Origin of the sequence: Amnibacterium sp. (genome assembly GCF_025463795.1) — a bacterium.
GTDB lineage: Bacteria > Actinomycetota > Actinomycetes > Actinomycetales > Microbacteriaceae > Amnibacterium.
In genome coordinates this window covers 65,235-77,808 of sequence record NZ_JAODBE010000004.1, presented here as the reverse complement: position 1 = coordinate 77,808, position 12,574 = coordinate 65,235, and the positions used below count along the sequence as shown (strand labels likewise).

General features: G+C 69.5%; 10 protein-coding genes. 5 read left to right on the top strand and 5 right to left on the bottom strand.

Annotation, left to right across the window (positions count from 1 at the left end):
• Nucleotides 1-600: 600 nt before the first annotated feature.
• The 3 genes from JWQ92_RS00500 to JWQ92_RS00490 all read right to left on the bottom strand — a co-directional run bounded on the left by JWQ92_RS00500 (nucleotide 601) and on the right by JWQ92_RS00490 (nucleotide 4,418).
• Complete coding sequence (locus tag JWQ92_RS00500) at nucleotides 601-1,362, bottom strand: hypothetical protein (RefSeq protein ID WP_297342500.1); 762 nt, start codon at nucleotides 1,360-1,362, stop codon at nucleotides 601-603.
• 399 nt (nucleotides 1,363-1,761) lie between these two features.
• Nucleotides 1,762-2,403 (bottom strand): response regulator transcription factor, encoded by a 642-nt coding sequence (locus tag JWQ92_RS00495; RefSeq protein WP_297342499.1) that lies wholly within the window; start codon nucleotides 2,401-2,403, stop codon nucleotides 1,762-1,764.
• 2 nt (nucleotides 2,404-2,405) lie between these two features.
• Nucleotides 2,406-4,418: a GAF domain-containing protein gene (locus JWQ92_RS00490; RefSeq protein ID WP_297342498.1), complete on the bottom strand. Its 2,013-nt coding sequence runs from the start codon at nucleotides 4,416-4,418 to the stop codon at nucleotides 2,406-2,408.
• Between JWQ92_RS00490 and JWQ92_RS00485 the strand changes: the two genes are divergently transcribed.
• Nucleotides 4,333-5,235, top strand: a complete 903-nt coding sequence (locus JWQ92_RS00485; protein WP_297342497.1) for a universal stress protein — start codon at nucleotides 4,333-4,335, stop codon at nucleotides 5,233-5,235. The two genes, JWQ92_RS00490 and JWQ92_RS00485, sit on opposite strands and share 86 nt — an antisense overlap.
• A gap of 190 nt (nucleotides 5,236-5,425) precedes the next feature.
• Nucleotides 5,426-6,376, top strand: coding sequence for a universal stress protein (locus tag JWQ92_RS00480; RefSeq protein WP_297342496.1), 951 nt, complete (start codon nucleotides 5,426-5,428; stop codon nucleotides 6,374-6,376).
• A 289-nt stretch (nucleotides 6,377-6,665) separates the two neighbouring features.
• On the opposite strand, the gene JWQ92_RS00475 is transcribed toward JWQ92_RS00480, so the two are convergent.
• Nucleotides 6,666-7,598, bottom strand: coding sequence for a LysR family transcriptional regulator (locus JWQ92_RS00475; RefSeq protein WP_297342495.1), 933 nt, complete (start codon nucleotides 7,596-7,598; stop codon nucleotides 6,666-6,668).
• Nucleotides 7,599-7,669: 71 nt separating this feature from the next.
• Between JWQ92_RS00475 and JWQ92_RS00470 the strand changes: the two genes are divergently transcribed.
• The 3 genes from JWQ92_RS00470 to JWQ92_RS00460 all read left to right on the top strand — a co-directional run bounded on the left by JWQ92_RS00470 (nucleotide 7,670) and on the right by JWQ92_RS00460 (nucleotide 9,916).
• The gene (locus JWQ92_RS00470; RefSeq protein WP_297342494.1) at nucleotides 7,670-8,617 is read left to right on the top strand and encodes a DMT family transporter; all 948 of its coding nucleotides are present in this window, start codon (nucleotides 7,670-7,672) and stop codon (nucleotides 8,615-8,617) included.
• Nucleotides 8,618-8,683: 66 nt separating this feature from the next.
• Nucleotides 8,684-9,064 carry a hypothetical protein gene (locus tag JWQ92_RS00465; RefSeq protein ID WP_297342493.1) on the top strand — a complete coding sequence of 127 codons (381 nt, stop codon included), beginning with the start codon at nucleotides 8,684-8,686 and terminating at the stop codon, nucleotides 9,062-9,064.
• Between the two features lie 252 nt (nucleotides 9,065-9,316).
• Nucleotides 9,317-9,916, top strand: a complete 600-nt coding sequence (locus JWQ92_RS00460; RefSeq protein WP_297342492.1) for a hypothetical protein — start codon at nucleotides 9,317-9,319, stop codon at nucleotides 9,914-9,916.
• Nucleotides 9,917-10,016: 100 nt separating this feature from the next.
• On the opposite strand, the gene JWQ92_RS00455 is transcribed toward JWQ92_RS00460, so the two are convergent.
• Nucleotides 10,017-11,819: an FUSC family protein gene (locus JWQ92_RS00455; protein ID WP_297342491.1), complete on the bottom strand. Its 1,803-nt coding sequence runs from the start codon at nucleotides 11,817-11,819 to the stop codon at nucleotides 10,017-10,019.
• Nucleotides 11,820-12,574: the final 755 nt, after the last annotated feature.

The window sequence follows — 12,574 nt, the reverse complement described above, 5'->3', positions numbered from 1 at the left end:
GCCGATCGATCAAGTCGTGCGCCATGGTGCGCCCTCGTATTCCAACGGCCGACGGGCTACGGCACGGTGCCGAGATCGCCTGACCACCTCGCAAGCCAAGCCGTCACACGGGGGTCCCACCAGGTACAGACGTCCCGTCCGCGGGTCTACCCGCCCCGCCTCTCGACCCCCACGTCGCCGGTCGCACACGATCGGTGTCGCCAGGGCGGGAGCCGTCGAAGGCGCTCCGACCGTGCTCGACCATGTCCGACCGCTCGGCTTTCCGGGCCAGTCGCGCTCGGCAGCGGCGTTTCAACTCGCTCCACCGGGATGCGCTGACCTGGGGCGGCTCACCGGGCTGCCAGGCGCGCGGTGAAGCGACCCCCGCGGACTGATGGATCTTGAGCGTCTCAGCGCCCGGGCCGGCTCCGGGCACCCCGTTCGTTCTCGTCGGCGGGCGATCGGGCGAAGCAGGCCTCTTCATGCGCCCGAGACAAGGCCCTGTTCGCGCGCCCGGGTAGGCCCAGACGTCCCGCCGGCGGTGCGACACCCTCCGCTGCACGCAGCGGTGTGCGACGGGCTGCTCCGGGTGCGAGGTGGTTCTCGCCACCGATCCCGCGGTCACGCCGCGCGGTCGATGTTGCGGAGGAAGAGGACGACCGGGACGGCGGTGGCCACGGCGACGACCGCGAAGATCGGCACCATGACCAGCGACGACACGGACGAAGTCGGATCGGCGTGAGAGCCGAACCATTGGTCCACCGCGATACTGATGGACTCCAGCACGAACAGGGCGAGCATCGCCCCGGTGGTCAGCTCGCCCCACGTGCGGTGCCGCCACGCCGCCACGGCGGCGGTGGCGAGCACCGGGAGCCAGATCGCGAGGTCCTGAATGTAGACGGGATTGGTCAGCAGCCCTGAATCCGTCAGCATCGCCCTGGGGTGGTCGCTGAACGTCGCAGGCAGGATCCGTGTAAGCCAAGCGAGCGCATTCAGGCCCGCCACGACGAGGGCGTAGCCGGCGATCCTTCGGATCGGCACCTCGGCGGACAGCCGCTGATGGAAGGCCGCCAGGTCTACGCCGCGGACCATGGCCACGATGGTCCAGACGCCGAGGCCGAGGTAGGCCACGTAGAGCAGGAACAGGTTGTTCAGCGGCGTGGCGAAGCAGAACAGCACGGCCTGGTAGAGCAGGTAGCCGAGCGTCCCCAGCCAGATCACCGCCGCGCGAGCCGAACCGCGTGCGGCGCCGATGATCGCAGCTGCAAGAACGGGAACGCCGACGACGAGCACGACGACGGCGGTGCCGAGCATGTTCCCGTTGGACACGGCGACACCGGTGAGCAGCGAGGGGTCCGCCACCGTGAGGCCGGCGGCTGCCATGGAGGCGAGACCCAACGCGATCGAGAGGGCGTACGGCGTACGAGCCCGGACGACACGGGGCCTGAGAGGCGTGGTGATCCGGAGACCCTCTGCTGCCCCGCCGGTCGCCGGTGCCGCCGAATCAGTTGCTGCGGTCATGAAGGAACCTTCCGAGACGATGCGGTGAGGGCGCCCACGGAGCCGATGATCGAGCGGCGGTGCGAAGGGGGTGCCGGCTCCCGTGGTCGGGAACCGCGAGCGCCGGCACCGCTCGCGCCGTGGGGCGCCGCTTCAGGTCAGGCGCTCCGAGCAATGACGCCGAGCGACCGTCGCCCGACCTCGGGCACGAGCCAAGCGAGTGACTCGGCTCGAGACCAGGTGCAGAGGTCCCGCCGCAGCCGCGCCCTCATCCGACCGCGGTCAGTGCTCCATGGGCTGGCGCTGCAGGATCGCTGCCTGGGTGCGACTCGCGAGATCGAGTTTGGCGAGCACGTTGGAGACGTAGTTCTTCACCGTGTTCTCCGCGATCGAAAGCTCGGCCGCGATCTGCCGATTCGTCAGCCCGTCGGCGATGAGGGTGAGGACCTGCCGTTCTCGAACGCTGAGGCCGGCGAGCCGCGGGTCGCCGTTCCGGGAGTCTCTGAGGCGGTCGGCGGCCCGCCGCGCGAAACCGGCGTCGAGCAGGGAGCCTCCTGCTGCCACGGCTCGAATCCCGTCGATGAGCGAGCTGCCGGCCACGTCCTTGCGGATGTACCCGGCGGCGCCAGCGAGGACCGCCGCCAGAATGGCCTCGTCGTCGTTGAACGCCGTCAAGATGATGCACGGCAGCCCAGGCGCATTCGCCCGCAATTCCCGGCAGAGGTCGATTCCGGTCCCGTCGGGCAGTCGGACATCGAGCAGGACCACGTCGGGCGTCGCCGCGTCGATCAGGGACTGGGCCTCCGCGATGGTGCCGGCCTCACCGACGACTTCGAGGCCCTCGGCTGCTTCCAGGAAGTTCGCTATCCCGCGGCGGACCATCTCATGGTCGTCCACCAGGAATACCCGGGTCGCGGGCGCCACGTTCACTCCCTACCTGCCGCGTCGTAGGGCACCGACCACGTGGCGAGGGTTCGGCCGGTCGACGAGTCGATGGCGAAGCTGCCGCCATGCGCAGCGGCGCGCTCGGCCAGGTTCGACAACCCGCTGCGTTGGTAGGCGTGCTGCAATCCCACCCCATTGTCCTGCACCACGATGCCGAGCCAGCCGTCGCGGACGGTGATCGCCACTGCTGCTTCCGTTGCCGCGGCATGCCGCACGACGTTCGTCAGCGATTCGCGCACCACGGCCACGACGTCCTCGGCCAGCCCACCTCGGGCGACGAGGTCCAGTGGGCCGTCGAATGTGAGCTGCGGTGGCCGGATGAACTGGCCACTGAGCTCGCGCACGATCTCCAGGATCCGGCTCCTGACCGAGTCCGACGCGGCGTCGGGGGAGAGCGCGAGGACACCGGATCTGATCTGGGCCATGCCGGCGTCGATCAGAGCGATGGAGTGATTGAGCCGGTCGACGACGGGGCCGGGCGGAAGCGGTGCCGCGATGCTGCGCAGCTCGAGGCCGGCGGCGAACAGCTGCTGGATGACGGTGTCGTGCAGATCTCTGGCGATACGCGCGCGTTCCTTCAGCAGGAGTGCCCGCTGCTGGTCGGCCCGCGCGTCGACGAGCTGGAGTGCAACGGTGGCGTGCTCCGTGAACTCGGCGAGTCGGCTCAGGTCGAATGGCGAGAACGGCGCCCCACCGCTGTCGCGGCCGACGATCACGGCGCCGACGGCGCGGTTCTCCTCCAGCAGCGGCACGATCATGAGCGGCCCCACGGCGACCTGACCTCTCTCCCGCCCGCCGCCGAGGTCGCCGGACGCGATCAGCTGGGGTTGTCCGGCACCAAGAACGAGTTGGGTGAGCTGCCAGTCCCGCGGCAGCTCCATCCCTTCGGTCAGGCGATGGTCGAGCCCGACCGCGGCGACGACCTCGAGGGGGCGCGATCCGCCGTGCGACCGCACGATCCAGACGAGGTCGGCGGCGGCGAGGACCCGCACGCGCGCCGCCAAGATGGAGTACGGCTTCTCCGCCTCACCGGAGAGCAGCGCCGCCGCGGTCCCCACCGCCGCCTCCGCCCACTCCTGGTGGCGGTCAGCCTCGGCTCGGAGGCGTGCGTGGTCCAGCGCGGCGGCCGCCGCCGTGCCGAGCGCTCGGAGCAGTTGCCCGTCGCTCGCGGAGAACGGCGCGGGGGCAGACCTGGCGAGACAGAGACTGCCAACGGTGGTTCCGCCGACCCTGACTGGCACGCCCAGCACGTGCAGCCTCGACGCAGCGCCGGCCCGAGGAGCGGGCTCTGTAAGGAGATCGTCGATCCTGATCGGGACACTCTCGTCCACCAGCCGATCATGGAGCCGGGCCGATCGAAGGGCGCCCTCGACCGCGTCCAGATCATCGGGGGGCAGATCGGTGCTGACCGACGTGGAGCCCGCCACGAAGTCACCCGAGATGTGGAGCGCGCCGTAGTCTGCGCCGAGCAGGTCGACGGCAGTCTCGAGGAGGCGATGCAGAACCGACGGGAGGTCGGCCCCTCTCCCGGAGCCGAGCGCGGCGCGCAGGAGGGGGAGGAGGCGATCGCCGTCGACTCGCGAGCCGCTTCCGCCCCCCGTGATCGTCTGCAGGGCTTCGTCGAACTCGTCCTGGGCAGTCTCCGCCGGCGGGGGTGAGCTGCTCACGACACCCTCCAACCGGTCGCCGTCTACGCGAAGCGCCGGTCTCGGCGCGCGCACCGGAGTGTATTCCTGGCCCGGCTGCAGTAAGAGCAGGTTCCGATCCGTAGGAGAACAGCCCGCGAGGCGTGGGATGGCGCCCCGGGCCCTATGGGCCTGACCGGCGATCGGTCCCGCTGCGAACCTGTACGTGTGGTCCTCGATTCCGAGGGGCGGTCCGATCGCAGCAATCAGCTTGGGGGCAGATATGCACAACGCCATCGCCGTCGGGATCTGCGACTCGTCGGCCAGCCGGACCGCGATCCGATGGGCCGTGCAACGTGCATCGCTCACCGGCGCCGCGGTGCAGCTGGTGCATGTTCTCGATCATCAGGCCGGCCAGAACGACCCGGACGACGACGCGCGACGCACCCTCCTGGGACATGACCTCCTCACCCGGGAGGTGTGGTTCGCCCGGTCGCTCGCAACCGGCGTCGCAGTCGGCGCCACGTTGCTCCGCGGCAGCGTCATGTGGGAGCTGACGAGAGCCTCGACCGGCGTGGACCTCATCGTCGTCGGGACGCACAAGACGGGGTTCATCCATGGCACCGTCTACGGCTCCACGAGCCTGCAGCTGGCGACCGCCGGCCGTTGCCCGGTTGTCGTGGTACCAGGCGGCACGAGCCCCGGGCCTCGCAGCGTCGTCGTCGGCGCCGACGACTCCGGTGCGGGATATGCAGCGTTCGCCGTCGCCGTGGGTGAGGCGTTCGCAACCGGTCAGGACCTGGTGATCGTCCGCGTCTGGAAAGCCGCCGAAGGAGTAAGCGACGCCGACGCCGAGGACGCGGATGAAGCCAGTCGAGACGTCGCCCAGCGCATGCTGGCCGGCTTTGCGGCGACGGCCCGCGCCATCCATCCGCATCTCACGGTGCGGGTGCGGGCGATCGAGGGCTCGAGCGCTCGTGCACTGGTGCGGGCGTCGGCGATGGCGCAGCTCCTCGTCCTCGGCAGCTCCCGTGAGGGCCGCCTGGACTCGCCCGTGCTGGGCGCCGTCTGCCACGACGCACTCATGAACATCGTGTCGCCGACCGCCATCGTGCACGTCGACGAGGACCGGGCTGTGGAAGGGCTCGCCGGTCACCCGGGGGCAGTCCTCGATCCGATTCCCTGACCCGCGGCCACCGGCGCCGGGTAGCACTGGGCTCGGCAGATGCTCATCCCCGCAGGCCTCGCCAGCTCACCGTCGCCCAACACGTCATCCGGTCGGTCCGCACAGGGGCGTCCTGAGCACACAGACCGGGCGCACCTTTGGGTGACCTTCTGCCCTGTCCGGCCAGCGTGAGCCGGACGATCCTCGCCGCATGACCGACACCGTCTCCCGCTCCGCCGCTCCCGGAGGTCGCGGACCCCGCGTCGTCGTGGGGGTTGACGGGTCTCCTGACTCGATCGCCGCGCTGCGGGCGGGGGAGTGGGCTGCCGCGGCTCGAGGGGGCACCCTGGTCGCGGTCGCAGCGTGGGGCTCCCCGATGATCGTGGCCCGGCCGCCAGTTGTACTGCCCGACGAGCGCGAGGCGGCGATGACGGTGCTGCGCGAGGCCATCGAGGACGCGTTCCACGGGCGTTGCATCGTCCCGATCGAGGCTGTCGTGCAGAGCGGCCGCGCAGCCGCGGTGCTCGTCGAGCACAGCCGGGACGCGGACCTGCTAGTGGTCGGCAGCCGTGGACACGGCGGCTTCGGGGGGCTGCTCGTCGGCTCCGTGAGCATGGCGTGCACGATGCACGCTGCCTGCCCGGTGCTCGTGCTGCACGACGGTCAGGCGCCCGTCGCGGAGGTGGCGCGCGCCGGCGGGAGAGTCGTCGTCGGCGTCGGTGGCAGCCCGGCATCAGCAGTCGTGCTGCGCGCCGCAGCCGACGCCGCGGCGGAGATGGACGCCGAGCTGCTCGCCGTCGCCGCGTGGGAGGACACCCTGGTCAACCCCGACGACTACGGCGATTACCGCGTCGAACTCGAGACCTCCGCGCGACGGAGCCTGGACACCGCGCTCGCCGAGGCGTTCCCGGAAGGGCGGCCGGCTCGCCTGCACGATGTGCTCCGAGAGGGGCCGGCTGCGAGGGTGCTCGTGGACGAGAGCAGGAACGCTGAGCTAGTCGTCGTCGGCAGGAGCGGTCGAAGCGAGTTCGCGGGCCTGCTGCTCGGCTCCGTCGCCCTGCCCGTCGCGGAGCACGCCGAGAGCCCGGTCCTCGTGGTCCCCATCCCGAGCGGTGCCGCACCTCGTCGTTCGACCGGTGACCTGGCTGGGGTGCACGCCTGAGCGCCGCCTCGGGGAAAACGGAAGTCGACGGGAGCAACCGAGGCGCCCCGCTGGGAAGAGCCCCTCACCGACGAGGAAGAGCGCAAACGACGCGCTGGGCCGAGGCAAGCCAGAAGCCGGCTCAACACTCCGACCTCGCGCGGTGTGCGGGGCCGATCCCGAGGCAAGTGAGCCTGCATTACTCGGCCACGAGACCAGAGGTCGCCGCGCGCGCACGACTTCGCCGCCTCGATCGTGGGAGCCGACATCGCCCTCGACGGCGGAACAGTGCCCGCGATCTGACGACCCGTCAGCGGCGGCCGTGGTCCTCGGCCGGCAGCTGGGCACGGGCGGCGTCGGCGATGAGGTCCTGGATGTGCACGAGCCCGGCGTCGGTCGCCGAGCTGCGCCGCGTCGCCATGAGCAGGTTCCGGTGCACGGGCGCGGCCAGGTCCAGCAGGACGACCCCGTCGGGCACGTTCCTGGCGCCGAGCTCCGGGATCAGTGCGACGCCAACGCCGGCTTGGACGAGTGCGAGCTGGACCTGGAAGTCCGTGGCCTCCGCGACCGAGCGCGCTTCGAACCCGGCCAGGTCCGTGGCGCGACGGACCATGTCGTGGCAGGTCCATTCGCGGGAGGGCACGATCCAGTCGTGCGCCGCGAACTCGGCGAGGTCGACGGGCGTCTCGGTCGGGCCACGCCAGCTGCGCGCGTCGATCGCGAGCCGAACGACCTCCGTCCCGATGTTTCGGATCGACAGCCCCGGTCCGGTGACGGGCGGCATGTTCGAGTAGGAGTGGGCGATCGCGAGCTCGATCTCGCCGGCGGTGAGGGCGGGGATGGCGGCGGAGGGCTCCAGCTCGACCAGCCGGAGCTCGACGGTGCGATCGCCCGCGTCGTTCAGCGCCTTCCATGCGCTCGGCAGGATGGTTCGGGCGGCCGTCGGGAACGCCCCGACGCGGTAGGTGCCCGCGGCGCCGTCGCGGAGCGCTGCCGCCTCCATCTCCGCGACGGAGAGGGCGTCCACGATCCTGCTGCCGTGCTTCGCGAGCAGGTGTCCCGCTGGCGTGACGACGACCCGACGGCCCTGCTTCTCCAGCAGCTTCACGCCGAGCTCCCGCTCGAGCGCTGCGAGCTGCATCGAGATCCCCGGCGGAGTCAGGTTGAGCGAGCGCGCCACGGCGGTGATCGTGCCCAGCCGATCGAGCTCGGCGAGCATGTTGAGCTTGCGGACGTCTAACACGAAGCCAGGCTTACGCGAGCCGCAACAAATTGTAAATAGACGTGAACAAAGCTACGGTCCAGGCTTCGAGTATGGGATCGACGCGAGTCTTGCTGGCCGGGATCGGTGTGGTGGTCCTGTGGGCCAGTGCCTTCCCCGCGATCCGTGCCGCGTCCCCGGAGCTCGGCGCCGTGGGGCTCTCGATCGTCCGGCTCGCCGTCGCTGCCGTGGCGTTGCTCCTCCTGGCGCTGTTCCGCCCCGTGCGCATGCCCGCCCCCCGCGATCTGCTCCTCATCGCGGGAGCCGCGTTCTTCGGCATGACGACCTACCAGCTGCTGCTCAACACCGGCGAGCTGTACGTGCCTGCCGGGACAACGAGCATCATCGTCGCCGCCGCCCCGCTGGTCTCGGCGGGTATCGCCGCCCTTGCGTTCCGGGAGCGCCTGAGCGCGATCCGCCTGGCCGGCAGCGCCGTGGCCATCGGGGGAGTCCTCGTGGTCTGCATCGCCCGAGCGGCGCTGAGCGTGAGCGCGGCCGTGTGGATCGTCGTCGCGGCGATGGTCGTTCAGGGCATCTACCACCCACTGTCCCGGCTGCTGCTGCGGCGGTACACCGCGCTCGAGGTCGCCACGTACGTCATGGTCGTCGGGACCGTGCTCACGCTGCCGCTCGTACCCGTCGGCTGGCACCGGATTCTCACCGCTTGTGCCGGCGCCTGGATCGGCGCGGTCTACCTCGGGATCCTGCCTTCGGCCGTCGGCTTCGTCCTCTGGGGCTACGCCGTCGCACGCCTCCCCGTTGTCACCTCGACCTCGCTGCTCTACCTCGTTCCCGCGGTCGCGGTCCTCATCTCGTTCCTCTGGCTCGGCGAGGTCCCCCTGCCGGGCGAGCTGATCGGCGGCGCGGTCATCGTCCTCGGCGTCATCGCCATCAGCCAGGGCGACCGCCTCCTCAGCCGACTCCGCCCCACTCCCACCACCCCGCACGACCTCCCGGAACCCGCCGTTCCGCAGCCCCTCCCGTCCTCGCCGTCCGCTTAGCAGCGCCCGCCATGCCGACCGTCCTCTTTCACCCTCACCCCCTGCGGGCCTATCCGAGCCGCGCTCATGACCGACGCCAGGACGGAAACCCGGATCCCGCTCAAGACGCTCGCAATCGCAATCGCAATCGCAATCGCCATCGCCCTCGGGCTGGTCGGGCTAGCCGACGCGTGGACCATCGCGACCAGGGCACTCGCCCTTCCCGCCGCCATCTCCGAGGCGCTCTGGCTGGTCGCGGCAGCGGCCTGGCTGCGGCTCCTGGTCGCGCACGCCCGGCGCGGACGTCGAGCAGTCGGGACCCTCGGCGCGCAGCTCCGCCATCCGCTGCAGGGGCCGGTCACGGCGCTGGCACCGATAGTCGGCATCGTGCTCGGCGCCGAGCGCTTGGAGATGCGCTCGCTTGCCGGCCAGATCGACGCCACCGTGGAGCGCTGCGCCGATCGATGACCACGCAGTGACAGCGGATGCGATCCTGCCGAACGTGGGAAGGGTGGACGACCGTCACCTGCGCCGTCACGGGCCGACCGTGCCGCCCGGTCTTGTCGAACGCAGTGGCCCGGCGATAGCGGGGCAGATTTCCTCCGGGCCTCGTGAACGAAGGTGCTTGCGCTAGATTGGTGACACCGATTCGGACCTTGATGGTCGCTTCTCCCAGGGCGAGAGCGCATCGTTCCGAAAACCGTTCTGAGCAGGTTCCGCATGGTCCTCCGCACTGACACGAGCTCGTTCTCCCTCTCCGACGCTGCTGATCGGGACGCCCGTATCGCGGCGTTCTCGGATTTCGAGATATTGGCGACAGACGAGGTGTCGGTCGATGCGGTCGCAGATGCCTCGAACCGCGTGAACCAAGCCACGGGGATGGTCGCCGTTCAACTGGACGGCACGATCATTGACGCCGCAGCCGCGTTGAGAGCTCATGCGACGACTCAAGGTCGTTCGCTCGAGTCGGTGGCTGAGGACGTCGTCGGTCGCCACCTCAGCTTCCCCATCGGCGGCCTCGAGACGAAGCGGAACAAGCAGGTCCGGCACGTCGAGGACTGGTACGCGGAGAACTCGTCGCGGACCGATGCGTCGTCCGGTGCGGACCCCATCGACGCGGACCGCTGGCTCTACGTCCACCGCAACGAGGTGGTGGGGGCGTCGAGCACAGCTGCCGTGGCGCTCATTCGAGAATCCGGGATGGTGGCGCACATCGACCAGGACCGGGCATCAGCGCTGGCTCCGCCCGAATGGGACACCGGTCGGATCTCATTGCTGATCGGGGATGACGGCAGGGTTCGATCGGCCCACTGGGGCTGACCCGGATCGGTCGTTGGCCGACCGGAGTTCGCCAGGATCGCATCACGGCAACAACAGACGAGTCGGATTTCCTCGGCCGCATGGAAGGTGTGGTCTTCGTTCACCTGATCGGGTGAGTCTCGCGTCCAGGACGCTGATTCAAGTACGCCCGCGCTGCGTCGTGGACGAGAGCCAAGCACGTGAAGACCGCCTCGCTCTTGAAGTCCCTCTCATGCGATGTCCGAGTTGAGTCAGCAACCAAGGTTTCGACGTCAGTCAGCTCTTCGACCGCGTCCGCAAGGGAACGCGTCAGCTGTTCGTCGCGCGCGCCGATCACGGTCAGACTGCTGATCGCTACGAGGCCGGAGAGGCCGTCTGCCGCCCGCTGCGCATTCGCGTCTCCGGGAGCGGACTGCTCGAGCGCGTTCGTGAGAGTCACGGCTCTCGTGTAGTCGGTCGGAAGCGTCGAGGGTCGAGCTGCGGGCGCGGGCGGCCACCTCGTCGCGGCCAGCATGAACGTGCGGGTGGCGTCTGCGGCCTTCCAGAACTGCATCGCGGTGCTGTCCGGACGGAGCCATGGCACAGCGATGAGGCCGAAGGTCACGCCGATGGTCGCCGCTACGAGTATCAGTACGGGATATTCGATCAGCATCTCGACGGGATCGAATCCCGGACGACTGCTCTTCGTGCCGATGCCCAGTAGAACGGATGCGGCGTAATAGACCACCGGGCGCGACGAGATGAAGATCAGACCGATGATCAACGATGCGATACCGATTCCGAACAGCCAACCAGACGGCAAGAGCCACACGATCACTGCCAAGAGAACGACTCCGGCCAGCACTCCGATGAGCCGCTGCCTGGTCTTCGACACGGTGTCGCGCCAGAGCGGTTGCGAGATCCCGAGTGTCACGGCGAGGAGCGTGACGACGAGGGGATCTCCGGGGACAGCTGCCGCCACCAGCAGCACGGCGAGCATCGCGAGCGCGCTTCGCACCGCGTGGCGGAGCTGCGGGGACCGCCAGTTCAGCCGAGATCCCGTTCCGCGCGACGAACGCGAGTGCTGGAGCGACGGTAGTACCCCCTGGGGTGACGTGCTGCGGGCGGTCGCAGCGACGGTCGCGGCATCGAGCTCGTTCGACATGAAGGCAGACCATGAATCCGGCCGGATCGGCGTCGCATGGAGTGAGCCGCGGCCCGGGCTCCTTCTTCGGACGAGTTCGGACACCGCCCCGGCCCTCGCCACCATGAAGTCGATGCCCTTCCGTGTGCTCTCACCCTGATTCGCCGTTTGAAGCGCGGGTTGCAGGCGGATCGCTGCTTCCGCCGCGCGGTACCGGATTCCTGCGACGAGTACGTCACTGAGCCATTTCCGAGGAGCATTCGCCGCAGTCATGCGAAAGGCCGCGCCGACAGAAGCCTTATCGATGTAGAGGTCGGCGAGGACGGTTCGAAGAGGAGCGTCGGGGTCCGCGGCACCGGCGCAGAGCCGGATGATCAGCGCGATGACGACGCCGACGACCGGCGCGGCCGTGATCTGCAGGGCTGAGGCGCGGCCGAGGAACGGGTAGGCGTAGCCGAACACCGCTCCGAGCCCGACAGCCAGCGTCACCGGCCCGTATCGGCGACCCAGCAGGGGCAGCAACCCCGCAAGGAAGACCGTGACGACAACGGCAGCGATCGCTCCAGGAGCCCAGATGGGTAGCAGGAGTCGCGGGCCTGCGACGACCAGCACCATGGCTGGACCGAATACCGCGGCGAATCTGACGTCCTGTCGGAGGGTCCCGCCGAACATCGCGAGGACGCACAGAACGCCGACGATGCCCGCGAGCAGAGCCGTGGGTGCAGCGCCGACGACGACAGCCGTCGCTGCTGCGATGGCCAGCACGAGCACGAATGCCAGTGGAATGAGGAGCGCCTTCACTGTCGTCCCCACGTCCGGTGGTGCTGAAGGGCCGACGCGGCCGCGCGCAGGCGCCTCGGTTCTCGATCTCGGTCCTCGGCCGAATGTAGGCGGGGCAATCAATCGACGCAACGGCTCGACAGCAGGCGCCGGCAGCTGAACCGGTCGGACACGCTCGCTCAAGCGCGGGGCTCTCGCGTCGCTCGCCCGACCTCAGTCGCGCGCCCCCTCGTTGGGTGCGAGGGGTCTAGCGAGGGGTCTTGGGCGTCTTGCCCTGCCCTGGCCTGCCACCTCCGCTGGCGCGGCTCCTGAACCACCCACACACAGCAGAAAGAGCGTTGCTGTGAGTGGGTGGTTCAGGAGTACAGGTGGCAGGCCAGGACAGGGGAACGGGGAACGGGAAAAGAGGTGAACCGGGCAGGGGAAGGAAGGGGAGAGCGGAGGAAGGGTAAGAGCGGAGGAAGCGTAAGAGCGGAGGAAGGGTAAGAGCGGAGGAAGGGTAGAGCGGAGGAAGGGTAAGAGCGGAGGAAGGGCAGGTGGGGGAGGACAAGCGAAGACGTGGGGACATCTGACTAGGTGATGCGAAGAGGTGTGTCTAGGTGACGGGGTCGAATCCTTCGAGGGTGTTGTAGCCGAGCGGAAGAAGATAGGGGCGCAGGGCAGCTCCGTGGAGGGCGCCGTCCCGATGGCGAGCGGTTTGAGACGCGAACCTTCGCCAGGGACCCGCGGCAGCGAAGCACCGCAGGAAGGGCGACCGAGCGTTGCGGCACTTCGCC

Coding starts and splice junctions, on each gene's coding strand:
- JWQ92_RS00470 (WP_297342494.1), top strand. CDS start 7,670: ATGGGATCGACGCGAGTCTTGCTGGCCGGGATCGGTGTGGTGGTCCTG.
- JWQ92_RS00465 (WP_297342493.1), top strand. CDS start 8,684: ATGACCGACGCCAGGACGGAAACCCGGATCCCGCTCAAGACGCTCGCA.
- JWQ92_RS00485 (WP_297342497.1), top strand. CDS start 4,333: ATGCACAACGCCATCGCCGTCGGGATCTGCGACTCGTCGGCCAGCCGG.
- JWQ92_RS00460 (WP_297342492.1), top strand. CDS start 9,317: ATGGTCCTCCGCACTGACACGAGCTCGTTCTCCCTCTCCGACGCTGCT.
- JWQ92_RS00480 (WP_297342496.1), top strand. CDS start 5,426: ATGACCGACACCGTCTCCCGCTCCGCCGCTCCCGGAGGTCGCGGACCC.
- JWQ92_RS00500 (WP_297342500.1), bottom strand. CDS start 1,362: ATGGCAGCCGCCGGCCTCACGGTGGCGGACCCCTCGCTGCTCACCGGT.